Source organism: Bacillus sp. RK1064, from assembly GCF_051488405.1.
Taxonomy (GTDB): domain Bacteria; phylum Bacillota; class Bacilli; order Bacillales; family Bacillaceae; genus Bacillus.
Map to the genome: position 1 here is coordinate 3,273,412 of NZ_JBPSCZ010000001.1, position 23,330 is coordinate 3,296,741.

A 23,330-nucleotide genomic window follows, 5' to 3' on the forward strand; every position below is an offset into this window, starting at 1 on the left:
ATGATCATAATTCTATAAAATACTACTTAGATGACGGTTACGATAAGAACAGTGAAGAGGAGTAGTAGGAAAGCAGTATTTGTCTTTAGAGAATTGACGGCTGGTGAAAGTCAATCAAATCTGCTTCTGAACTCGCCTCAGAGTTGCAGTTGCGTTAAAGCTTCTGTCGCATGTCTGCGTTAAAGATATTAAGTGAGCGTACAAACAGAAAGTGACGCTAACAAGGGTGGTACCGCGGGAACCAAAAAATCTCTCGTCCCTTTCCAGGGATGAGGGTTTTTTGTTGATTTTAGAAAAATCTGAATTCTTGCAGTGGTCATCTGAGCAGATACAGCCGTACATATTAAAGGAGGTTTTCACATTGAGTTTTCAGCATCGGGAAATTGAAAAGAAGTGGCAGGATTATTGGCTGACACATAAAACATTCGCCACATCTGACTCGGAAGATAAACCAAAGTTCTATGCGCTTGATATGTTTCCATACCCATCAGGAGCAGGGCTTCATGTCGGGCACCCTGAGGGCTACACAGCAACGGATATTTTATCACGCATGAAACGTATGCAGGGATATGATGTTCTTCATCCAATGGGATGGGACGCATTTGGTCTTCCAGCAGAACAGTATGCACTAGATACAGGGAATGATCCAGCGGTCTTTACAGAAGAGAACATCAATAACTTCCGCCGCCAAATTCAATCACTAGGATTCTCATATGATTGGGATCGAGAAATCAACACGACTGATCCGAATTATTATAAATGGACACAATGGATTTTCTTGAAATTGTACGAAAAGGGATTGGCGTATATCGATGAAGTACCAGTGAACTGGTGCCCGGCGCTCGGTACAGTTCTTGCAAATGAAGAAGTCATTGATGGAAAAAGTGAACGCGGAGGGCATCCAGTTGAAAGACGTCCGATGAAGCAATGGATGCTGAAGATTACGGCATATGCGGACAGGCTGTTAGAAGATTTAGAAGACATTGATTGGCCTGAAAGCATCAAAGATATGCAGCGTAACTGGATCGGACGTTCAGAAGGTGCACACGTTCATTTCGAAGTAGAAGGACATGACGAACAGTTTACTGTTTTCACAACGCGTCCGGATACATTATTTGGTGCAACATATGCGGTACTTGCACCAGAACATGCACTTGTTGAAAAAATTACAACAGCTGCTCAAAAAGAAGCGGTCGAAGCATATATCAAAGAAATTCAATCAAAGAGCGACTTAGAGCGGACAGATCTTGCAAAAACGAAGACGGGTATTTTCACAGGCGCTTATGCCATCAATCCATTAAATGGTGAAAAGATGCCGATCTGGATTGCAGATTACGTGCTGGCTACTTATGGAACAGGCGCGATTATGGCGGTACCTGCCCATGATGAGCGTGACTATGAATTCGCCAAAACATTTGATCTTCCAATCAAGGAAGTTGTAGAAGGCGGAGACATTGAAAAAGAAGCTTACACAGGTGATGGAAAACACATTAACTCTGATTTCCTCAATGGATTAGGAAAAGAAGAAGCGATTGAAAAAGCCATTGCATGGCTTGAAGAACATCAAAAAGGCGAAAAGAAAGTCACCTATCGTTTAAGAGACTGGCTATTTAGCCGCCAGCGTTACTGGGGTGAGCCAATTCCAATTATTCATTGGGAGGACGGAACTTCTTCAGCCGTTTCAGAGGAAGAGCTTCCACTGATTTTGCCTAAAACCACTGAGATTAAGCCAAGTGGTACAGGTGAATCACCTTTAGCCAATATCAAAGAGTGGGTTGAGGTTGTAGATCCTGTAACAGGTAAAAAAGGACGCCGTGAAACCAATACAATGCCGCAATGGGCAGGCAGCTGCTGGTATTTCTTACGTTATATTGACCCGCATAACTCAGAAAAGCTTGCATCTCCTGAGAAGCTAAAGAAATGGCTTCCTGTTGATGTATATATCGGCGGAGCAGAACATGCTGTACTGCATCTTCTATATGCGCGCTTCTGGCATAAGTTCTTGTATGATATTGGTGTTGTTCCTACAAAAGAACCTTTCATGAAATTGTTCAACCAAGGAATGATTCTTGGAGAAAATAATGAAAAAATGAGTAAATCAAAAGGGAACGTTGTCAATCCAGATGATATCGTAGAATCTCATGGTGCGGATACATTACGACTTTATGAAATGTTCATGGGACCTTTAGATGCATCAATCGCTTGGTCTGAAACAGGACTTGATGGTGCTCGCCGTTTCCTTGATCGTGTATGGCGTCTATTCACAAATGAAGATGGCACAATCAGTGATAAAGTGACGGAGCAAACTGGAGGCGCATTAGAACGCAGCTATCATGAAACCGTGATGAAGGTAACGGACCATTATGAAGGCCTGCGCTTCAATACAGGGATCTCACAATTAATGGTGTTTATCAATGATGCCTACAAGGCTGATACACTGCCGAAAGAATATGCAGAAGGCTTTGTGAAACTTCTTTCTCCAATTGCACCGCATTTAGCGGAAGAGCTTTGGAATAAACTTGGTCATGAAGGGTCTATTTCTTATGAAGCATGGCCGCAATATGACGAGTCAAAGCTTGTCGACGATGAAGTAGAAATTGTCGTACAGTTGAATGGAAAAGTGAAAGCAAAATTAACCGTTCCTGCTGATGCAACAAAAGAACAGTTAGAAGAGCTTGCGAAAAATGATGCACGCGTAAAAGAACAGCTTGAAGGGAAAACCATTCGCAAAGTGATTGCGGTTCCTGGGAAGCTTGTCAATATTGTTGCGAACTAATGATGACACCCATCGGTATGAACCGGTGGGTGTTCTTTATTTCCCGGGACATAATTTTGTCGAAAACAAGGTGATTACTTCATCGACCTCGTATTTTAACAGGTGATCAAGAAAATGAGGAGTGACGTCAATGGAAAAGGAAAGCAAACGTGAACAACTGCTCAGTCTGTTAGGAGAAATGCCAGAACGCCATCGCGTGGAGGCATATACGTTAAAGATCGAGGAACGTGAATCGTATGTAGTCGAAACACTCATTCTTTCGATTCATGGTGTAGAGGAAGTGCCCGCTTATTTTGTAAAGCCAAAGGATACGGTGAAAAAAAGACCTGTTGTGCTGTTCCAGCACTCTCATGGCGGGAACTACGTGGATGGGAAGGAAGAGCTGATCAAAGGTGCTCATTATTTGCAAGCGCCTTCATATGCGAAAGAGTTCACATCAAAAGGCTATAGTGTCCTGGCTATCGATCATGCAGGGTTTGGTGAGAGAAGAGGAAGAACAGAAAGTGAAATTTTTAAGGAGATGCTTTTAACAGGAAAAGTGATGTGGGGCATGATGCTGTATGAAAGCATGTGTGCGATTGATTATGTGCTGTCTCGATCTGATGTGCTGCCGGACCGGTTAGCTGTTTTTGGAATGTCAATGGGAGGGCTTCTTTCCTGGTGGACTGCTGCGCTTGATGAGAGGGTCAGTGTGTGTATTGATCTTTGCGCACAGGTCGATCACCACACATTAATTGAAACGAACAATTTAGACAGGCATGGCTATTATTACTATGTACCAAGCTTAGCAAAGCACTTTACAGCAGCTGAAATTCAGGAAATGATTTTTCCAAGGCCGCATTTAAGCTTAGTGGGAAAACTTGATCCACTCACGCCTGCTGAAGGCGTCGCACGCATTCAAAAGGGATTGAGCCAAACCTATCAAACTGCTTCATTGAAAGAACGGTATCAGCTTGTTGGTCTTCATGCAGGTCATTTTGAAACAGCCGCTATGCGTCACGAGGCCACTCGATTTTTGAAAAAATGGCTGTAACCCATAAAGGCTTGGACATACTACGTCAATAGAAAGGAGGAAACAGATGAAAAAGATCACGATCATTGGCGGATGCGGTGTGATAGGCCGTATATTAACAAAAGCGCTCTCTTCTGAGTACGAGATCACCATCATTGATCAAACGAGTTGTGTAAAAGGAGCCATTTTAGCAGATGCAGCGAATGAACAGGAATTATATGAGGCGATTCCGAGAGATACAGATGTCATCATGCACCTTTTAAACATGGATATGACGCATGATGTGATGAATCTTGAGGAGTTTGAAAAAATGAATGATATTTTTTGGAGGAGCTCCTATTATATGTTTCGGTCAGCTGCACGTCTCGGCATACGAAAAGTCATTTTTGCAAGCAGCAATCATGTGACCGATCGTTATGAAGAGGATGGCCGCTCCTTACTAGGACGAAATATTACAACAGACGATGTGCCAGCGACTAAAAATGTCTATGGTATTTTAAAATTTGCTTCAGAACAGCTAGGCCGTTTGTTCCACGATCAAACGGGGATGTCTGTTATCAATTTACGGATTGGAACGGTTGTAACGGATGAGATGGAGGCATTACACAAGAAACGAAGAACGAAACGAACACTTCTGTCACATGAAGATCTTATAGGGATGACAAAGGCAGCGATTGAAACGACCGTCCCCTTTGGGACATATTATGCCGTATCAGAAAACGAAGAAAAGCCCTGGTCTACGGAAAAAATAAAGCAGGAGTTAGGCTACAGACCTGATGTGAATACGACGGAAATCCTAGAAGAAAATGATCAGGCATAGGGCATAATCATGTCATTAGCTGATGATCTTATTCTTTTGTTTCATGAGCATAAAAGCACGATTGACATGATCCATCCAGTTGGTCTGTCAAGATGATTATAGACGCTTTCTTCCCCCGTTTGTTACATTTTAATCACGATATCGTCACAGGCTGCAGCTTATTTTCGGACGAAATGATAACGCTTTCAAAGAAAGGGCGTGATGAACATAGATCGTTCTATTAAAGGCCGATTGTTCAACTTATTTAATTACTCTTTTCTACTCATGTTCGCATTAATATGTGTGCTTCCGTTCATCCATGTCATTGCAGCCTCTTTTGCTACAGTAGAAGAGGTCATCACGAAGAAGTTTATCTTGTTCCCGACCACGTTTTCTTTAGAGGCCTATCGATATATTTTCTCTACGGATATTGTGTATCGTAGCCTCATTGTGTCCATTCTTGTGACGCTCGTTGGAACAGCTGTCAGCATGTTTTTGTCCTCACTCATGGCATATGGGCTGTCTCGTCAGGAGCTAAAAGGCCGGAGAACATTGATGTTTCTCGTTGTCTTCACGATGTTGTTTAGTGGAGGTATGATTCCGACGTTTATTGTGGTGAAAACACTTGGTCTGCTTGATACCTATTGGTCACTTATTCTACCGGTTGCGATCAATGCGTTCAATTTGATCATTTTGAAAAACTTCTTTCAAAACATCCCGGCAAGCCTTGAGGAATCAGCGAAGATGGATGGCTGTAACGATTTAGGGATTTTCTTTAAAATTGTGCTGCCACTTTCTTTGCCAGCTATTGCGACCATTTCACTTTTTTATGCCGTGACGTATTGGAATACGTACATGACCGCCATCCTGTATTTAAATGATTCAGTGAAATGGCCGATTCAGGTGCTGCTAAGGCAGATTGTCATTGTCTCAAGCGGAATGCAGGGAGATATGTCGGATATGGGATCATCCACACCACCGCCAGACCAAACGATTAAAATGGCTGTCATTGTGGTAGCGACCATTCCAGTTCTGCTTGTCTATCCATTTATTCAAAAGCATTTTAACAAAGGGGCATTACTAGGTTCTGTAAAAGGTTAAAAAGATGGAACAACGGAGGGATCTTATGGGGAGAAAGAAATTATGGTTGATTGCGTTTGTCCTGTTATTTGCAGCAAGCGGTATTCTATCCGCATGTTCAAGCAAAGGAACAAGTTCATCAGATGAAAAGGTTGATTTAGATAAAAAGGTAAAGCTGACCTGGATGGCTATTTTGTATCATCAGCAGCCGCCGAAGGATTCCGTCATAAAAGAGATTGAGAAGCTCACAAATACAGAGCTTGATATTACATGGGTGCCTGATGCCGTGAAGGAAGACCGTTTAAATTCCGCACTTGCCGCAGGGAATCTGCCGCAGATTGTCACGATTCAAGACATTAAGAATTCGTCTGCTATTAATGCGTTCAGATCAGGCATGTTCTGGGAAGTCGGTCCGTATTTAAAGGATTATCCAAATTTAAGTAAGATGAACGAACTGATTAATAAAAACGCCTCTATAGACGGTAAGCTTTATGGCATTTATAGAGAGAGACCACTTTCAAGACAAGGAATTGTCATTCGAAAGGATTGGCTTGAAAATTTAAATTTGGATACACCAAAAACATTGGATGATCTTTATGAGGTAGCTAAAGCTTTTACTGAAAAAGATCCGAATCAAAACGGAAAAGCGGATACAATTGGCTTTACGGATCGGAACGATTTGATTTATGGGGCATTTAAAACACTCGGTTCATATGAGGGAATGCCGACAGACTGGAAAGAAGAAAATGGCAAATTCACGCCAGACTTCATGACAGATGAGTACATGAATACAATGAAATACATGAAGAAACTGCGTGACAATGGCTATATCAACAAAGACTTCCCTGTTACAAGCAAAACACAGCAGCAGGAATTATTCTCACAAGGAAAAGCAGGGATCTATGTTGGGAATATGGTAGACGCAGTGAACTTGAGAGATGACGCGACAGATAAAAACATGGAAGTAGATATCATCAACCGAATCAAAGGCCCAGATGGCAAAGAACGTGTGTGGGCATCAGGTGGTCATAATGGCATCTTTGCATTCCCTAAAACAAGCGTGAAATCAGAGGCAGAATTAAAACGGATTTTGGCCTTCTTTGACCGCATTGCAGAAGAAGATGTATATGGTCTCATGACGTACGGTATAGATGGCGAGCATTATAAGAAAGAAGAAGGGAATACATTTGTCAGAGAAGAAAGCCAAGTGAAAAGCTGGCAGACAGACGTACAGCCGCTTGTCAGTCTAGTAGGAATTGATAAACGTTACTTGAAAAATAAAGGAGATGCGGTTCGTACAAAATATGAAGAGCTAGAAGAAGACAATCAAAACATCATCGTCGCCAATCCTGCTGAAAGCCTGTATTCAGAAACAGCCTCAGAGCGAGGAAACGAATTGAAAAAAATCATCGATGATGCGACTTATAAGTTCATTCTTGGAGACATCAGTGAAGATCAATTTAAGAAAGATGTAGAGAAGTGGAAATCAAACGGTGGTCATAAAATCATAGAAGAATATGAAGCTTCCTTTAAAAAATCAAAATGATCAACATAAACACCCCCGCACAGTTAAAAAGCGGGGGTGTTTTTATTAAAAGTCAAAGTTATCTGGGTCTGGACCGATACGTTTGTTTTCATTTAAGTCAGAAAGGCGCTTCATATCCTCATCAGATAAGGCAAAATCAAATATGTCTGCATTTTCTTTTAAACGATGGGCTTTCGTTGATTTTGGAATGGTGATGACGCCTTTTTGCACATCCCAGCGCAAAATAATTTGAGCAGGTGTTTTGCCGTATGTGTCCGAGAGCTCTTTGATCACCGGATGATGAAGCAGTTCCCCCTGCATTAGCGGTGACCAAGCTTCCATTTGAATGCCATGTGTGTTCAAATACGTAAAGAGTGTTTCCTGCGTCAGTTTTGGGTGAAACTCCACTTGATTAATAGCTGGTATGATGTCTGCATCTTTTAATAGTTCGTCTAGATGATGCGGCTGGAAGTTGCTCACACCAATGGCTCTGACCTTTCCTTCACGATACAAGGTTTCAAGCGCACGCCAAGCGTCTTTATATTTTCCTTCAACCGGCCAATGGATTAAATATAGATCAAGGTAGTCAAGCTGAAGTTTTTTCAAGCTTTCCTCATATGCTTGTAGGGTGGATTCATATCCTAAATCGGCATTCCACACTTTTGATGTCACAAAGAGGTCTTCGCGGCGAAGTCCTGTTTCTGCTAGACTAATTTGTATGCCTCGTCCAACCTCTTCCTCATTGCCATAAATAGCCGCTGTATCAATACTGCGATAGCCTAATTGAATGGCTGTTTTGACGGCGTCTATTAATTCTGCGCCATCTTCAACCTTGAATACACCAAGACCAAATCCTGGCATGTGGATCCCATTGTTTAATGTTTTTGTACTTTGTAAATGGTTCATATTGAAAACTCCTTTAGATGGTTTGATTTTGTTCTTGTTGTTCCATTCGAAAACTAATCATCGTGAGAATTGCTGCGATAAGGACCATGATGCCGCCGACCCAGCCTGTATGCACAAGCCCAAGAGTATCTGTCACGATGCCGCCTAAAAATGAGCCGATGGCGATACCGGCATTAAAGGCAGCGATATTCATAGCGGAAGCGACGTCGACTGCTCCTGGTGTGTATCTTTCTGCAAAGTCAACGACAGCTACTTGCAGTCCAGGAACATTCATGAAAGCAAACAGTCCCATCAGCATGACGGTTCCAATGCCTAGCACCGTGAATCCAGCAGTCAAACTAAGGGTAAACAAAATGATGCTTTGGATGATAAACATGTAAATCAGTGCTTTCATTGGCTGCTCATTAGCAGCCTTTCCGCCAATGACATTTCCGGCTGCGATCGTGATCCCGTATAAAAGCAGGATCAAGGCCACCGCCCCAGGCGCAAGACCTGTCACATGCTGTAAGAGAGGGGATAAATACGTAAAGACGACAAAGGTTCCTCCGTATCCTGTTGCTGTAATGACAAATAGAAGCAAGATTCTTTTTGTTTTTAATAAGACAGCTTGATCCTTAAATGATGTTTTCACGCCTTGCTTTAATTGAGATGGAACAAGAAAATAGTTGGATATCAGTGCGATCAGACCAATGATGACAATCACACCAAATGACGTCCGCCAGCCGAGCTCATGGCCAAGAAATGTCCCAAATGGCACGCCCGTCACAGTAGCAACTGTTAATCCAGTGAACATAAAGGCAATCGCACTTGCCCGTTTTTCTTTCACTACAAGGCTTGCAGCAATCGTAGAGCCGATGGACATAAAGATTCCATGGGATAAGGCTGAAATGACCCGTCCGATTAATAGCACTGAAAAAGTCGGAGCAATCGTGGCTAGTGTATTTCCAATCAAAAAGACGAGCATAATGAGCAATAGCAATGTCTTTCTTTTCATCGTTGAAGTCAGAGAAGTCAAAATAGGCGCGCCGAATGTCACACCAAGTGCATATAAAGAGACGGTCCAGCCCGCCTGGCTGACGCTCACTCCAAAGTTCTCTGAAATCATCGGCAAAAGACCGACACTAATGAACTCAGTGGTTCCTATAGCAAAAGCACTAATGGCTAGTGCGAGAAGGGCAAAGTGGTTTTGCTTTTTCTTCATGAATAAGTGTTCACATCCTTCTATGATGACATTTTGATAGACGAAGCCGATCGGCAAGAGTTATTATCTAACATAGATGACGAAAAAAAAAGTACGTACTTTTTTGTAATATAGGTACTAAAAAGTGCCTGTTCGCACAAAGAGGAGTGAGGATTTGATGGAAAAGAAAAAATATAATATCTCAGTGGAAGCGACCCTTGAGGTCATTGGCGGGAAGTGGAAGTGCGTGATTTTATGTCATTTAACACATGGAAAAAAACGCACGAGTGAATTGAAGCGGCTCATGCCAAACATCACACAAAAAATGCTTACACAACAGCTGAGAGAGCTTGAAAGTGATGGGGTGATTAACCGAATTGTGTATGAGCAAGTACCGCCTAAAGTGGAATATGAATTAAGTGAATACGGACAGTCGCTCGAAAGAATTCTGAATGCGCTTTGTGATTGGGGAGCAGCTCATATTGAACGTGTGTACGGAGAGCCGCTTTCAGTGCTGGAAGACAGCATTTTAAATGAACAATTTAAATAAAAAAGTCCCGCTTCCTGTGCGAGCGGGACTTTTTGTCTTATGTGCCTTTTTTGTGGTCGCGGTATTTGCCAGGGGTCGTGCCTTCTAGTTTTTTGAAGGAACGGATGAAGTTTTGCGGATTTTTATATTTCAGTTTTTCCGAAATTTCTTTGACGGACATATCGGTTTCCACGAGCCAGTTTTTGGCGACATGGTGTCTGTAGGACGAGAGATATTCACTAAAGGAGATATCCATTTCCTTTCTAAAAATACTGCTTAAATAATTGGGGTTGTAATGCAGGCGTGTGGCGATTTCATCCAATGTAAGATCTGAGTCGAATTCTTGATGAATGATATGAATGATTTTCTCTGAGATGTTTTTGTATTGTGAGTCCTCACGTGCACCTAGCTGGTCAATAATCGGCCGAATGATCTCATGTTTCAGCCATGCTTCGGTATCTTCAAAGGTTTTAAATTCAAAAATCGTATCATACAGCATTTTGTTGTCTTCGACCTCAAATAATTCAATGCCAAGCAAATGCATCAGCTCAATCAAATTGTTTAAAAAACGGGCGAGAGCGATATGGTATTCATGCGGTCCAGCATTTTTAGAGAAAATGGATTGCAGGAGCACATGTAAATAATGATCCGCCTTGCCTTGATCACCTGCTTTCATCGCATCGAATAAATCATGCTGCAGCTGTTTTGGAAAATGGGTTTTAAACGTTTTTCCTTGCTGAATATGTTCATATAAGATAATGGATTTTTTCTCTGCTTTGAGCCTGTATTTTAAGGCTTCTTTTCCTTCAATGTAAGCCTGTTTCGCCATCGTGAGCTCCTTAAACTGGCGGCTGATCCCGATGCTGATCGATAAACCAAGCTCTTCCTCGATGCGCTGCTGAATAGTTTCCGCTAATTGGTTTAAATATTCAGTAAACTCTTCATCTGACTTTGAGTGATTCAAGATAATCGTCGTTTGATGCTGATTGACAACCGTTGGCTGAAGGTGCTCATCTTGCGGAATCATCTGCTCGATCAGTCCATTGATGGCAAATAACAGCAAGTCAGCATCCTTTTTTTCATAAGGTGTTCCTTTTAACGTATCGATTTGGGTCACAAGCATGGATAAATGAGACCAGCCCTGAGGGAATCCCAAACTTTGGAACCGGTTGTTAATTTCTTCTTCTGTCAGCTTTCCGAGCAATAGCCGCACCATAAAGTATTGCTGAAGGTGCGTGACTTGCTGCTCAATACGTTCCTCTAAATCATTGTTTTGATCCTTCATTTGTTTAATACTCGACTCAATCAACTCAAATTCATTTTGAAAAGGCTGTTTTTGCAAAAAGGATTCATTGCGTGCAAAGGACTCATATAACAAGCGGATTGGTTTATAAAAATGTCTGGACCCAAACCATGAAAATAGTAATGAAAGCGCTAACAAAATAAAGCAGATAATAAAAGTGATCCACCCAATTGATTTCGTTTGTGCCTTGAGTTCTGGAATGGAAACAAAGGATAAGTACGTCCATTCGTTATAGTCTGATTTTTGAAACGTAATTTGATAGTCTAGTTCCTCGATCTTCATGTTAAATTGACCTGATCGTTCTTCACGTGATAGGACATGCTTGACGAGCTCTTGATTCTTCAAGGATTCACCAATTTGTTCTTTGCGGTTATGTAGCAGCACTTTTCCGTTTGTATCAATGACAAACATACTGTCAGATTGAGAGAAGTCAGGCATATTGTCAGCAATCGTGCAGCTCGGAATGCTGGCGACAGCGATCCCTTTTTTCTGGACACTGTTCATAGGTAGTTGTTTGATTAAGTTCACATTGTATTTGCAAAAGGAGGCCTTTCCTTCTTTTGTCGCAACAAGTGGATTATTCTCTTCAAGTGCCCAGCTGGAATGACTCGGTATATTGAGGTAAGAGGTGAGCGCTTTCTCTTGGTCTCCGCTTGTGACATGATAAAGTCCCGAATTGTTCATGTACCAGTCTTCCATTTTACTCACGAGTGTAATATTGGAAAGATCGGTGTCAAAGGTTTGCAGGTAGTTTAGTTCCTGCTGTACTTGATTATAAAGCTGGAATTGGTCTGGATTTAAAGGTTCTGCCAGTGTTTGAAGGAGAGGCGGCGAACTGACATAGTGAGTGAGAGAATGATCCACTGTTTTTAAAATATGCTCAATATTGGATTGCGTTTGTTTGACGCTGTCCAGCTTTTCATTTGAGATATTTTCGAGTGCGGTTTTTTGCGAATGCTGATAAGAAAAAATACCGACAATGATGACAGGAATTGTACTAAGCATGAAAAAAAACGTCACAAGCTTGTAATAAAATTTATACTGCCTTCTTTTCATAAAACCCCCCATTTCAAACGGAACAATCTTTTCCCCTTAATTTATTAATCCAAAAATTTGGTAGGTTTGTCAATAATCATTTTCTGAGATTAGGATCATTTTCTTATGTTTTATGTAACGTTTTGAGTAGCTTCCCCTAAGTAAATATGATCTGATGATATGATTGTAGACGGATTTTTCATCCTTAAGATACAGTTAACACATGCATCAATCAGCATGAGGGGAGGCTTTATCTATGAAAACAGAGGATGTCACTGCCAAGGGTATGCCTGCGGCAGCTTTGAAAAAAGAAAGGAGAAAGCGCTTACTTAATCAATTGCTTAGTCAAAAGTTTTTGTATGTAATGATTTTGCCAGGGCTCATTTATTTTCTTGTCTTTAAATATGTGCCGATGTGGGGGCTTATCATTGCCTTTCAAGATTACCAGCCGTTTCTCGGTATTCTTGGGAGTGAGTGGGTTGGCTTCAAACACTTTATTCGATTGTTTACAGAACCAACATTTTTCATCTTATTAAAAAATACACTGATTTTATTTGCCATGAATGTCGTGATTTTCTTTCCGATTCCGATCTTATTGGCCCTGCTTTTAAACGAGGTCAGATTGGCATTGTTTAAGAAATTTGTCCAGACGATGATATACATTCCTCACTTCATGTCATGGGTGATTGTCGTGTCCTTATCTTTTGTTTTGTTAACAGTAGATGGCGGGTTAATCAATGAATTGATTGCTTTCTTTGGAGGGGAAAAGATTAACTTCCTCCTTAGTCAGGAATGGTTCAGACCCATGTACATTTTACAGGTGATCTGGCGGGAAGCAGGCTGGTCGACGATCATTTACCTTGCGGCGATTACAGCGGTAGATCCGCAGCTATATGAAGCAGCAAAAATGGATGGAGCCGGCAGACTGAGACAAATGTGGCACATCACTCTTCCTGCCATTAAAAGTGTGATTGTCGTTCTGCTTATTTTGAAAATTGGTGACACATTAGAGCTTGGCTTTGAGCATGTCTACTTATTACTCAATGCAACGAACCGGGAAGTAGCAGAAATCTTTGATACGTACGTCTATACAGCTGGTCTTAAGCAAGGACAATTCAGCTATAGTACCGCTGTTGGTCTATTTAAAGCAGCCGTTGGACTCATTTTGGTCATGCTGGCGAACCGTTTAGCGAAGAAATTCGGGGAAGAAGGTATTTACTAAAAAGGGAGATGAAGAAGAATGACATTATCGACTGAAAAGGGATCACCACTTGAGCATGCAGAGAAATTAGCACAAACAATTATGAAAGCGCATACACCAATTGAGCTGCCTCCAGCTGGAAGATGGCATTATCATCAAGGCGTTTTTCTTTGCGGTGTGATGAAGCTATATGAGGCAACGAAGAACGAGACGTATTTCAATTATGTGAAAAGCTACGCAGATTCGCTCATTGATGAGTATGGAAACCTGTTATTTCGCAGAGATGAGCTTGATGCGATCCAAGCAGGGCTCATTTTATTCCCTCTTTACGAACGGACGGGAGAGAAGCGGTATGTGCTGGCAGCGGAGAAGCTTCGGGGGCTTTACCGTACATTGAATCGCACATCTGAGGGCGGGTTTTGGCATAAAGACAATTATGCCTATCAAATGTGGTTGGATGGTCTCTACATGGGAGGACCTTTTGCCTTAAAGTATGCAAAGCTGAGAGGTGAAGAGGAACTGGTGGATATGGTGATCCATCAAGAGTATCTCATGAGAAAGCATACAAAAGATGAAAAAACAGGTCTGTACTATCACGCGTGGGACGAACGAAAAGTGATGCCATGGGCTGATCAAAAAACAGGCTGTTCCCCCGAGTTTTGGGCAAGATCGTTTGGCTGGTATGTCCTTGCATTAGCAGATATGATCGAGGATCTGCCAGAAGAGCATGAGGGACGAAAGGTTTGGAAGGAAACGCTGACAGACATGCTGGAAAGTGTAGCCAAGTACCAGGATCAAGACACAGGTCTTTGGCATCAAATCATTGATAAAGGTACTCATAGCGACAATTGGCTTGAAAGCTCAGGATCGTGTTTATTCATGTATGCCATGTCAAAAGCCATGAATGAAGGGTATGTCAGCCTCCGTTATGTCGATCATGTGGTGAAAGCATACCAAGGCTTAATTCATCATAAGACGGCTGAGACAGAAAACGGTGATTTTACCATCAATGATATTTGTATCGGAACATCTGCTGGATTTTATGATTACTACGTTGAAAGAGAGCGAAGCACAAATGACTTGCACGGGGCAGGCGCTTTTATTATGGCGTTAACTGAGCTAGAGAAGCTGTCTGTTTTTCAGAAGGCATGAAGAGGCGAAAAAGTGGTGCGGTATGGCTCCTCAGCTTCATCGCTGCCCTTTGTTTGTCAGCCTGCCAAGGGAAAACAAACGGTATTGATGTTCTGATTTTTTCTGACATGTCAAAGGGGATGAAGGATCAATTAGTCGAGAAGGCTTTTCAGACGGAACATGAAACTTATAGCGTCCACATCTTTCCGGCGATTCCTGAAAAGCTTCTTGTTGAAATTACCGCAAAAGAGGGGGACATCATGCTTGTCCCAGAAGAAATGTTTAGAACATATGATGATCCTGAAAGCTTTCAGCTGCTTGAAGAAATGGGCATAGATGATCAAGCGGCAGGGCCATATACGGTCGAGGACAAAAAGACAGGGAAAACGGTCGATTATGCGGTTCAAGTCAATAAAGGCACGAAAAAGCTAAATGGCTATACCTTTCAATTACACCGAGATATGGTCGCTTTTATTCCCGTGTATGCTGACAAGTCCAATGAGGCGCTGTCTCTCATGAAACAACTTCGTGAAAATCGATAGAAAAAGGGGTGGAGCCTGTGAAACGGGTCGTGGTTTGCGGACTCAGTCATCGTGCGTTCAATATGTTTATTAAACCGCTCACAGAGGATTTCAATGAGCATTACAAGATTACAGGGCTTCTAGATATAGATCATCATCGGTATACACTTTGTCAGGAGCGTTTTCCATCACTGCGAGGCGTCTCGTTTTTTCATGAAGAGGCATTTGATCAAATGGTGAAGGAAGCAAAGCCAGATATCGTCATTGTGGCAGGCCGGGATGACACACATGTCACATATATTTTGCAAGCACTTGACCATGATCTCGATGTCATCACTGAAAAGCCAATGGTCACAACAGCAAAAGACGCCAAAAAAGTGATGGAAAAAGAAAAGAAAAGTAAAGGGAAGGTCACAGTCACTTTTAATTATCGCTACAATCCATTTCATCGAAAGGTCAAAGAACTCATTTTAGAAGGAAAGATTGGAAGGGTCACATCTGTTGAACTGAGCTGGCTTATTGATACGTATCATGGTGCTAGTTACTTCAAAAGGTGGAACCGAACGAGGCAATTCTCTGGCGGACTATCCATTCATAAATCGACGCATCATTTTGATTTGGTCAATTGGTGGATCAATCAAAAGCCGAAGCAAGTATTTGCCTATGGGGCGCTGAACTATTACGGAAATGAAAGTCCTTGGAATCCCTTGCAGGGGGGAGAAAACAGATATTGCGGAACATGTCATGTGAAGGATACATGTCATTATGAAGCAAGGTGGAATCCGCGGGTAGAACGCTCAAAGGTCGAGGACGACCATATCGAATCTAGTAAGGAGCAGTCTCAGCAGTACTCAAATTATCGCCCAGACGCCTGTATTTTTGATCAGGAAATTGACATTGAGGATACATATGTGGCATCAGTGGCATATGACCAAGGGGCTCTGCTCAGCTATTCAATTCAATTCTCAGCGCCATATGAAGGATACCGGCTTGCCATTAATGGGACAAAGGGACGTATTGAAACAAATGAGTTTCATGTGCCATCAAGAATTCCTTTTCAATTCCCAGAACAGACGATTTCTTATTATCCGATGTTTGGGGCAAAAGAGACAATTGAAGTCGTGAAACAGCCAGGGGGACATGGCGGCGGAGACCCTCTGCTTCTGGCCGATTTATTTATAGGAAAAGATCCTTTAATTCACTATGACATATCAGCAGGAGCAGAGGCTGGTGCTTATTCGATTGCACTTGGGGAAGGCATGTGGCGGTCTGTTTCAGAGAAACGTCCAATTGACATAGAAGAGTTGCTTCATAAAGAGACGGTGTTATAAGAAAGAGAGGAGGGGAAAGAGATGGATCATGATGGTTCAATGAGCAGAATGCTTCGAATGTGTGAGTGGGTGATGAGACTTGCCTATACGAATTTGCTGTGGCTGCTGTTCACCATGCTGGGGCTTGGGATCTTTGGATTGATGCCTGCGACCACTGCGTTATTTTCGGTGATGAGAAAGTGGATACAAGGGCATGAGCAAGTCAGCGTTTTCCGCACTTTTTGGAAGGTGTACCGTGAGGAGTTTGTACGCTCTAACTTGATTGGAGTGACGTTATTTATCATAGGGACGATTATATATGTAGACCTTGCGTATATTTATCCAACGAGCTGGTTTTTGCATGTGCTTCGTTTTGCCATTTATATCTTTGGTTTTCTATTTGTTGTAAGCTTGTTTTATATTTTTCCGCTGCTGGCTCATTATGATTGGAAAAAACGTCTCTATCTGAAATTCTCTCTATTGCTTGGTATCTCATATTTGCAATATACACTCTGTATGCTCGTTTTCTCGGCTGTGCTGTTTGTTCTCTTTGCTTATTTGCCGGGAATCGTGCCGTTCTTTAGTGTGAGCATACTCGCCTATGGCCACATGTGGCTGGCCTATCAAGTATTCAAAAAGGTAGAGTTTGAAAGTGAGCAGCAGACAGCCGAAGTGAAGAAACAGCTGCCGTCTTTCCTTCAATCGAAGCGGTTGAATACACAGTGATGTGAATCATTTGCTATAATGGTGTCACCGTGATTAAAAGGAGAGATGAGCGTCGTGTCAGTAAAAGAAATCTCAATAGAAGAATTAAAACAAAAGCTAGAGCAAGAAGAAGCCATTCAGCTTGTTGATGTGCGTGAGGACGAGGAAGTTGCAGAAGGAATGATTCCAGAAGCTGTCCACATTCGAATGGGAGATATTCCTGAGAAACTGGATGCATTCGATCAAACGCAGGAATATTATATTATTTGCCGCTCCGGAAAACGTAGTGAAAATGTCTGCTATTTCCTAGAAGACCAAGGCTATCAAGCGACCAATGTCGTTGGCGGAATGCTTGCTTGGACAGGAGAAACAAAACCGAAGCTGTAAAAGAAGTCCGACCTTTCATCTTTGAGATGAAAGGCTTTTTTGTTCATATGCCCGCCCTTATATGCATAAAGATAGAGTAGCGAGAGAAGGGAGAGTGGCATATGTGCTAAAGGTAGCTGTATTTGATGAAGAACACGAAAAAGATTTGCAGAGCGAAATCAATCTTTTTTTAAAAGGAATGGATGACGACCAAATTATTGATATCAAGTACGATGTAGCGGTGATCTGTGAGCAGGGAGGAGAACAGCTCTACTGTTTTTCTGCACTCATTTTATATAAAAAATAGACGGCATCAAAAAAGGACCTGTTTGAAGGGCCCTTTTTGTTTGATTAGCTAGCGTCAATATATAAACGATGCTTTTTGCAGTGAACACATTGAAAGAGGTAGCCCTGCAAGTCTCCTCCGTTGACGAGCCATTGTTTTAGGTTCTCTTTCGTTAATCCCCCGCCGCTGCAAATGTCTTCGATATCTTCTGTGAGTTCTTCCTCTAAATGTTCTATCTCTTTCCATCCGACATACTGGACGATTGCGCAAAAATCTCCGCAATGGCTTAACCAATATTCCTGCTGCCAGCCGCGATAGCCTGGTGTTCTATAGATCAGTTCATCTATAAATTCCTCTTGATCGACGTCATCACAGCTTACATCGTCTTGAAAGATGCCATCGTATTTTTTAGCGGCTGATCCATCTTTAATGCACCAAGGGCAAATTCCTTTCACATCTTCAACAGTATAAAATGGACCATGATACACGTAATCTCTTTCTTTCTCACAAACAGGACATGTCGTATGCTCTTTTTTGATCACGTTTAACGAAACTGGATCTGGGTTGTACTTGAATGTAGGCAGCGTCATATAAAACTCCATTATGTAGAAATGATTTCATCATTATTTTACAGGAATCCTCATGCTTGCAACAATCTTAAATTGTATATAGAAAAAAGCCGTTCTTATGAGGAACGGCTTTTTTCGCTTGAGATTATGCTTTTTTTACTCTTGGACTTCGTGGTTTACTGACTTTATTGGCTTGCTTGATGGCTCTTCGTTCATCATTCAGTGACTTGTACAGTGAGACAATCATCAAAATAATGACAACGGAAAACGGCAAGGCTGCGAGCTTGGCTGTATTTTGCAGGGCTTCAAGTCCCCCTGAAAATAAAAGCACGGCAGCAACAGAAGATTGGATGATACCCCAGCTAACTTTGACACCGCCAGAAGGGTTCAATGATCCGTAGGTTGTCTGCATTCCAAGCACAAATGTAGCTGAATCAGCCGATGTAATAAAGAATATAGCGATTAAAATAAGTGCTAGAATCGATGTGATCATCGCCAGCGGATATTCATTTAGTACACCGAAAAGCATTGTTTCTGTTGAAAGACCTGCAACATCGACAATATTCTTTTGCTGTAAATCCATCGCAGATACACCGAAAATCGAGAACCATAGGAATACCAGGATAGAAGGAGCCACTAAGACACCTACTAAAAATTCTCGAATCGTTCGTCCGCGTGACACCCTTGCAATAAAGATTCCGACAAATGGTGCCCAAGATATCCACCATGCCCAATAAAAGATTGTCCATCCATTAATCCATTCTCTCTTCTCAGGATCATTTGGAGATAGACGGAAGCTCATTTGAACGATGTTAGATAAGTATTGCCCAATCGAGTCAGTAAATGAATTTAAGATAAAAACAGTTGGACCTACCAAAAGTAAGAAAAACATCAGAACAGCTGCCAATACCATGTTGATATTACTTAAATATTTAATGCCTTTTCCAATCCCGCTTAGAGCAGATGCAAGGAAAAGCACTGTCACAATCATGATAATGATCAATTGTGTGCTAAAAGCATTCGGAATTTGAAACAGGTAATTCAATCCACCGTTTATTTGTGCCGCACCTAATCCTAGGCTTGTCGCAACACCAACTACAGTTGCAAATACCGCAATACAATCGATGGTTTTTCCGATCCATCCATTCGTTTTATTTCCTAAAACTGGCTGCAACGTTGCACTGATTAAGCCAGGTGCATCTTTTCTAAATTTAAAGTAAGCAATACAAAGTGCAACAATGGCATAAATAGCCCATGCATGAAGCCCCCAATGGAAAAATGTATATCGAAGGGAATCTCGGAAGGCCTGCGCCGTTTCAGTCTCACCTGTTGGTGACTGTATGGCATAGTGGCTGATCGGTTCAGCTGCTCCGTAAAAAACAAGACCAATTCCCATACCGGCACTAAATAGCATCGCAAACCAAGAAAATAGGCCGAATTCAGGCTCTTCCCCTGGTTTTCCTAGTGTAATCTTACCGATTGGGCTAAAGATAAAGAATAGACAAAAGCCGACGAGCAGTGACACCACTAACAAGTAATACCAGCCAAAGTCATTTGTAATGTATGTTTGAATTTGATCAGTGACATTTTGCAGTGTTTCTGGAGAAAAAGCTCCCCATATAACGGCAACAAATGTGATCGCAATCACAATCCAAAATACACTTGATACGTTTTTCACACCATCTCACTCTCCTGTTGTTCTACACGTTTAAGCAGAGGATTTTGCTTAATATCCCCTAACTCAACTAATTTCAAACAAAAAGAGGCGAGCTTCTCACTCGACCTCTACTTTACCGTAACATGTTTTGCTTCCATTAATCAACTATCGATATGTGAAGATGATTTTTCTTCAATTCGTTTACGAAGACGGTAGACGTATTCTTTTAAACAAACAGCGAAGATGGTAAACGCCAAAACAATGGCGACTTTTAACGGGGTAATTGATAGCTTCAAGAAAACAGCGGCTGTCAAACTAATCACAACCGCTAGGATAATTGGAAGTGCACGTCTCATCATGAAAATCTCTCCTTTGCTTCGAGTGCAGCATTCATACCGGCAAGCCTGCCTGTCACAAGTGCTGACGTGATATTGTATCCGCCTGTATAACCGTGAATGTCTAAAATTTCTCCGCAGAAATAAAGACCGGGCATTTTTTTAGACGCCATTTTCTTCGGTTCAATTTCTTTCACAGAAACGCCGCCTCCTGTGACAAACGCTTTGTCTAAGGAAAGAGTGCCGTTCGCATGAACGATAAAGTGTTTGCAATCATTTACGAATGCGCGCAGTTTGTCCTTAGCAAGACCAGAAAATGTTTCTTGCGGATCTATGCCGTTCCGTTCTAACAGAAACAATAAATAGCGTTCTTGCATCCAAGACTTCAGGACATTTTTTATGGCTTTTTTGGGTTCATCTTTTAGGTCTCGATGAAGCTTTTGAAACAGCTCCTCGTCATTAAGCTTCGGATATAAGTCTATTTGCAGACGAACAGTCGGCTGTTTTTTCAATTCTTTCACAACAAATCCGCTGCATCTAAGAACAGCTGGGCCGGATAAGCCAAAGTGAGTAAAAATCATATCCATGACATGTGTGACGACGGGTTTCCCCTTTTTATTTAAAACACTGACAGCCACACTTCTTAAAGAAAGACCTTGTAGCACTTTTTCTTTAATAAAGCGCTCATCTGATGTGACCGGTACTTCTGTTGGGAAGAGCTCTGTAATCGTATGACCAGCGGCTTCTGCCCATGCATAGCCGTCACCAGTAGAACCAGTATGCGGCACACTTTTTCCGCCAACAGCAATGACAACGGCGTTACTTGAAATTTTTTCATCATTATTTGTAACAATTCCAGCTGCTTGTCCGTCTTGATACAGAACTGTTTTAATCTTTTCATTCGTTCGAATGGTGACATTGAGGTTGCGGAGCCTGTCTAAAAGGGCATCCACAACAGATTGTGCTTTGTTTGAGACAGGGAACATACGTCCATGGTCTTCTTCTTTAAGTTCAATGCCGAGGTTTTCAAAAAACGAAATAATATCCTCGTTATTGAACTCAGAAAATGCACTATATAAAAAACGGCCGTTTCCGGGAATATGCTTGATGATTTCTTCTACTGGAAGGCGGTTGGTGACGTTACAGCGTCCACCGCCAGAAATGGCGAGCTTCCTGCCAAGTTTGTTTCCTTTGTCAATTAACAGAACAGTCGCTCCGTGCTCTGCTGATGCAATCGCGGCCATCAGTCCAGAAGGTCCACCGCCAATGACAATGACATCATAATGTTTCATGTTACATTCCTCTTTCTACTTTCAGTCATTCCTCTATTATAACGAAAATTGGGGAAGGCTGAAATATGAATTGATTGGTTTTGTGCCTTCTGTATTGGATTTGTTACCTGTGCGTCGAAATGATGTGGTAAAATAGTTAAGTTGAATATTCATTAGAAAAATGGTGGTTAAGCGCATGTCTAATAAACTGCTTCGTGGTACGTTGGTTTTAACGATAGGGACTTATCTCTCTCGTATTCTTGGTATGATTTACTTAATTCCATTTAGCGCAATGGTTGGAGCTACTGGTGGAGCGCTATTTCAATATGGATACAATCAGTATACGATCTTTTTAAGTATTGCTACGCTTGGTTTTCCAACAGCGGTATCAAAATTTGTTTCTAAATATAATGCAATCGGCGATTATGAGACAACAAGGAAAATGTTCAGGGCGGGTATGTCGGTCATGCTTGTCACCGGGATTATCGCCTTTTCTATTTTATATTTGACCGCACCGATTTTTGCCAAGATTCAGCTTGGCGGATCGAATGAAACAGGCGGTTTGACTGTCGATCAAGTGGTATATGTGATTCGGATGGTCAGTTTAGGTCTTTTGGTTGTACCTATTATGAGTCTTGTGCGGGGGTTCTTCCAAGGACATTCCATGATGGGACCGACAGCTGTTTCCCAAGTGATTGAGCAGCTTGTCAGAATCATCTTCCTATTAACTGCAACGTTTATTATTTTAAAAGTGCTTGACGGCGGGCTTGTCATCGCTGTCGGATATGCCACATTTGCAGCACTTATCGGCGCATTTGGGGGTTTATTCACGCTTTATTTATATTGGCTGAAGCGCAAGGACCGGCTCTTATCTATGCAGCCGAATACAGGTGCTTCCTCTGACTTATCTTATAAACAAATGTTTACAGAGCTGTTTAGCTATGCGGCACCGTATGTGTTTGTTGGACTTGCGATTCCAATTTATTCTTATATTGATACAAACACCATTAACAGAGCTATGATTGCATCAGGACATCAGGATATTAGTACAGCGGTATTGTCTATCGTGACGTTATATTTACCGAAGCTCGTGATGATTCCTGTGTCGCTTGCAACAGCGTTTGGCTTAACCTTAATCCCGACGATTACGGAATCATTTACAGCTCGTAACTACAAGCTTCTCAATAGACAAATTGATCAGACGATGCAGGTCATTTTATTTTTCGTACTGCCTGCTTCATTTGGTATCTCGGCATTGGCTGGACCGGTTTATTGGTTTTTCTATCCGTCCGTTCATCCTGAGATTGGGATGTCAATTTTGTTCTGGTATGCACCTGTTGCGTTATTGTTTTCCTTATTCACCATTAATGCAGCAATTTTGCAGGGAATTAACAAACAAAAATTCGCCATTGTCAGTCTGTTGTTAGGGATCATTATTAAAACGGTTCTGAACATTCCGCTAATCAGCTGGCTGCAAGGAAATGGTTCTGTGCTTGCGACTGCGTTAGGCTATAGCGCGTCCATCTTGTATATGTTTATCATGATTAAGCGCCATGCCGGCTACTCGTTCCGCAGGATTTTCAAACGATTTATTCTCATTGGTATTTTAACGGCGATTATGGCTGTTGTGGCGTATGTGACTTGTCAGCTTGTGAGCCAAGTGATTTCGTATGAGGGTGGAATTGTACAAGCGGGTATCGTCATTTTGATTTCAATGATCACTGGCGGCGGTGTGTATCTGTTCTTGTCTTATAAGGTAGGATTACTTGAGCGTGTACTCGGCAGCCGTATGCCGAAATTTTTAAGAAAAAAGAGTTAAGAAGAGGTGGATAT

At 41.8% G+C, this 23,330-nt stretch carries 21 protein-coding genes and 1 other annotated feature; of the genes, 14 read left to right on the forward strand and 7 right to left on the reverse strand.

The window, feature by feature from the left end:
- The first annotated feature begins 42 nt into the window (after window positions 1–42).
- Window positions 43–264: a binding site (T-box leader), on the forward strand.
- 97 nt (window positions 265–361) lie between these two features.
- From leuS to ACSSTM_RS16905, 5 genes are all read left to right on the forward strand, one after another.
- Window positions 362–2,776, forward strand: coding sequence for a leucine--tRNA ligase (gene leuS / locus ACSSTM_RS16885; RefSeq protein ID WP_034665405.1), 2,415 nt, complete (start codon window positions 362–364; stop codon window positions 2,774–2,776).
- A 130-nt stretch (window positions 2,777–2,906) separates the two neighbouring features.
- Window positions 2,907–3,809, forward strand: coding sequence for a dienelactone hydrolase family protein (locus ACSSTM_RS16890; RefSeq protein WP_034665408.1), 903 nt, complete (start codon window positions 2,907–2,909; stop codon window positions 3,807–3,809).
- 46 nt (window positions 3,810–3,855) lie between these two features.
- Window positions 3,856–4,608 (forward strand): NAD-dependent epimerase/dehydratase family protein, encoded by a 753-nt coding sequence (locus tag ACSSTM_RS16895; protein WP_034665411.1) that lies wholly within the window; start codon window positions 3,856–3,858, stop codon window positions 4,606–4,608.
- Window positions 4,609–4,827: 219 nt separating this feature from the next.
- Window positions 4,828–5,688 carry a carbohydrate ABC transporter permease gene (locus ACSSTM_RS16900; RefSeq protein WP_087976618.1) on the forward strand — a complete coding sequence of 287 codons (861 nt, stop codon included), beginning with the start codon at window positions 4,828–4,830 and terminating at the stop codon, window positions 5,686–5,688.
- A gap of 25 nt (window positions 5,689–5,713) precedes the next feature.
- On the forward strand, window positions 5,714–7,213 hold the full coding sequence (locus tag ACSSTM_RS16905; protein ID WP_106031931.1) for an extracellular solute-binding protein: 1,500 nt from the start codon (window positions 5,714–5,716) through the stop codon (window positions 7,211–7,213).
- 45 nt (window positions 7,214–7,258) lie between these two features.
- On the opposite strand, the gene ACSSTM_RS16910 is transcribed toward ACSSTM_RS16905, so the two are convergent.
- Both ACSSTM_RS16910 and ACSSTM_RS16915 read right to left on the reverse strand, forming a co-directional pair.
- Window positions 7,259–8,098, reverse strand: coding sequence for an aldo/keto reductase (locus ACSSTM_RS16910; protein WP_106038082.1), 840 nt, complete (start codon window positions 8,096–8,098; stop codon window positions 7,259–7,261).
- Window positions 8,099–8,111: 13 nt separating this feature from the next.
- A complete protein-coding gene (locus ACSSTM_RS16915; RefSeq protein ID WP_437404252.1) occupies window positions 8,112–9,299 on the reverse strand; it encodes an MFS transporter in 1,188 nt (395 codons plus the stop codon).
- Between the two features lie 157 nt (window positions 9,300–9,456).
- On the opposite strand from ACSSTM_RS16915, the gene ACSSTM_RS16920 reads away from it, so the two are divergent.
- The gene (locus ACSSTM_RS16920) at window positions 9,457–9,828 is read left to right on the forward strand and encodes a winged helix-turn-helix transcriptional regulator (protein ID WP_003217763.1); all 372 of its coding nucleotides are present in this window, start codon (window positions 9,457–9,459) and stop codon (window positions 9,826–9,828) included.
- A gap of 37 nt (window positions 9,829–9,865) precedes the next feature.
- On the opposite strand, the gene ACSSTM_RS16925 is transcribed toward ACSSTM_RS16920, so the two are convergent.
- Entirely contained in the window at window positions 9,866–12,166 is a 2,301-nt protein-coding gene (locus tag ACSSTM_RS16925) for a helix-turn-helix domain-containing protein (RefSeq protein ID WP_034665420.1), read from the reverse strand.
- A 235-nt stretch (window positions 12,167–12,401) separates the two neighbouring features.
- Here ACSSTM_RS16925 and ACSSTM_RS16930 point away from each other — a divergent pair, with 235 nt between their 5' ends.
- The 7 genes from ACSSTM_RS16930 (at window position 12,402) to ACSSTM_RS16960 (ending at window position 17,686) form a co-directional block, all read left to right on the forward strand.
- Complete coding sequence (locus ACSSTM_RS16930) at window positions 12,402–13,367, forward strand: ABC transporter permease (protein WP_066030527.1); 966 nt, start codon at window positions 12,402–12,404, stop codon at window positions 13,365–13,367.
- A gap of 18 nt (window positions 13,368–13,385) precedes the next feature.
- Window positions 13,386–14,498, forward strand: a complete 1,113-nt coding sequence (locus ACSSTM_RS16935) for a glycoside hydrolase family 88/105 protein (RefSeq protein WP_187704031.1) — start codon at window positions 13,386–13,388, stop codon at window positions 14,496–14,498.
- Window positions 14,495–15,019 (forward strand): hypothetical protein, encoded by a 525-nt coding sequence (locus tag ACSSTM_RS16940; protein WP_034665428.1) that lies wholly within the window; start codon window positions 14,495–14,497, stop codon window positions 15,017–15,019. Before ACSSTM_RS16935 ends, ACSSTM_RS16940 begins: the two co-directional genes overlap by 4 nt.
- 17 nt (window positions 15,020–15,036) lie before the next feature.
- Window positions 15,037–16,329: a Gfo/Idh/MocA family protein gene (locus ACSSTM_RS16945; RefSeq protein WP_187704029.1), complete on the forward strand. Its 1,293-nt coding sequence runs from the start codon at window positions 15,037–15,039 to the stop codon at window positions 16,327–16,329.
- Between the two features lie 21 nt (window positions 16,330–16,350).
- Window positions 16,351–17,034, forward strand: coding sequence for a YesL family protein (locus ACSSTM_RS16950; RefSeq protein ID WP_034665435.1), 684 nt, complete (start codon window positions 16,351–16,353; stop codon window positions 17,032–17,034).
- Window positions 17,035–17,088: 54 nt separating this feature from the next.
- Window positions 17,089–17,400: a rhodanese-like domain-containing protein gene (locus tag ACSSTM_RS16955; RefSeq protein ID WP_003217560.1), complete on the forward strand. Its 312-nt coding sequence runs from the start codon at window positions 17,089–17,091 to the stop codon at window positions 17,398–17,400.
- A gap of 103 nt (window positions 17,401–17,503) precedes the next feature.
- Window positions 17,504–17,686 carry a sporulation protein Cse60 gene (locus tag ACSSTM_RS16960; protein ID WP_034665546.1) on the forward strand — a complete coding sequence of 61 codons (183 nt, stop codon included), beginning with the start codon at window positions 17,504–17,506 and terminating at the stop codon, window positions 17,684–17,686.
- 44 nt (window positions 17,687–17,730) lie between these two features.
- On the opposite strand, the gene ACSSTM_RS16965 is transcribed toward ACSSTM_RS16960, so the two are convergent.
- The 4 genes from ACSSTM_RS16965 to ACSSTM_RS16980 all read right to left on the reverse strand — a co-directional run bounded on the left by ACSSTM_RS16965 (window position 17,731) and on the right by ACSSTM_RS16980 (window position 21,518).
- The gene (locus tag ACSSTM_RS16965; RefSeq protein WP_106038078.1) at window positions 17,731–18,255 is read right to left on the reverse strand and encodes a CbrC family protein; all 525 of its coding nucleotides are present in this window, start codon (window positions 18,253–18,255) and stop codon (window positions 17,731–17,733) included.
- A 124-nt stretch (window positions 18,256–18,379) separates the two neighbouring features.
- Window positions 18,380–19,912: a glycine betaine transporter OpuD gene (opuD, locus tag ACSSTM_RS16970; RefSeq protein ID WP_034665441.1), complete on the reverse strand. Its 1,533-nt coding sequence runs from the start codon at window positions 19,910–19,912 to the stop codon at window positions 18,380–18,382.
- Window positions 19,913–20,052: 140 nt separating this feature from the next.
- Window positions 20,053–20,250 carry a hypothetical protein gene (locus ACSSTM_RS16975; protein WP_034665444.1) on the reverse strand — a complete coding sequence of 66 codons (198 nt, stop codon included), beginning with the start codon at window positions 20,248–20,250 and terminating at the stop codon, window positions 20,053–20,055.
- Window positions 20,247–21,518, reverse strand: a complete 1,272-nt coding sequence (locus ACSSTM_RS16980; protein WP_034665446.1) for an NAD(P)/FAD-dependent oxidoreductase — start codon at window positions 21,516–21,518, stop codon at window positions 20,247–20,249. Before ACSSTM_RS16980 ends, ACSSTM_RS16975 begins: the two co-directional genes overlap by 4 nt.
- A 175-nt stretch (window positions 21,519–21,693) precedes the next feature.
- Between ACSSTM_RS16980 and ACSSTM_RS16985 the strand changes: the two genes are divergently transcribed.
- A complete protein-coding gene (locus tag ACSSTM_RS16985) occupies window positions 21,694–23,316 on the forward strand; it encodes a putative polysaccharide biosynthesis protein (protein ID WP_034665449.1) in 1,623 nt (540 codons plus the stop codon).
- Window positions 23,317–23,330 lie beyond the last annotated feature (14 nt).

Coding starts and splice junctions, on each gene's coding strand:
- ACSSTM_RS16980 (WP_034665446.1), bottom strand. CDS start 21,518: ATGAAACATTATGATGTCATTGTCATTGGCGGTGGACCTTCTGGACTG.
- ACSSTM_RS16975 (WP_034665444.1), bottom strand. CDS start 20,250: ATGATGAGACGTGCACTTCCAATTATCCTAGCGGTTGTGATTAGTTTG.
- ACSSTM_RS16890 (WP_034665408.1), top strand. CDS start 2,907: ATGGAAAAGGAAAGCAAACGTGAACAACTGCTCAGTCTGTTAGGAGAA.
- ACSSTM_RS16925 (WP_034665420.1), bottom strand. CDS start 12,166: ATGAAAAGAAGGCAGTATAAATTTTATTACAAGCTTGTGACGTTTTTT.
- ACSSTM_RS16965 (WP_106038078.1), bottom strand. CDS start 18,255: ATGACGCTGCCTACATTCAAGTACAACCCAGATCCAGTTTCGTTAAAC.
- ACSSTM_RS16915 (WP_437404252.1), bottom strand. CDS start 9,299: ATGAAGAAAAAGCAAAACCACTTTGCCCTTCTCGCACTAGCCATTAGT.
- ACSSTM_RS16985 (WP_034665449.1), top strand. CDS start 21,694: ATGTCTAATAAACTGCTTCGTGGTACGTTGGTTTTAACGATAGGGACT.
- ACSSTM_RS16920 (WP_003217763.1), top strand. CDS start 9,457: ATGGAAAAGAAAAAATATAATATCTCAGTGGAAGCGACCCTTGAGGTC.
- ACSSTM_RS16940 (WP_034665428.1), top strand. CDS start 14,495: ATGAAGAGGCGAAAAAGTGGTGCGGTATGGCTCCTCAGCTTCATCGCT.
- ACSSTM_RS16950 (WP_034665435.1), top strand. CDS start 16,351: ATGGATCATGATGGTTCAATGAGCAGAATGCTTCGAATGTGTGAGTGG.
- ACSSTM_RS16910 (WP_106038082.1), bottom strand. CDS start 8,098: ATGAACCATTTACAAAGTACAAAAACATTAAACAATGGGATCCACATG.
- ACSSTM_RS16895 (WP_034665411.1), top strand. CDS start 3,856: ATGAAAAAGATCACGATCATTGGCGGATGCGGTGTGATAGGCCGTATA.
- ACSSTM_RS16935 (WP_187704031.1), top strand. CDS start 13,386: ATGACATTATCGACTGAAAAGGGATCACCACTTGAGCATGCAGAGAAA.
- ACSSTM_RS16930 (WP_066030527.1), top strand. CDS start 12,402: ATGAAAACAGAGGATGTCACTGCCAAGGGTATGCCTGCGGCAGCTTTG.
- ACSSTM_RS16905 (WP_106031931.1), top strand. CDS start 5,714: ATGGGGAGAAAGAAATTATGGTTGATTGCGTTTGTCCTGTTATTTGCA.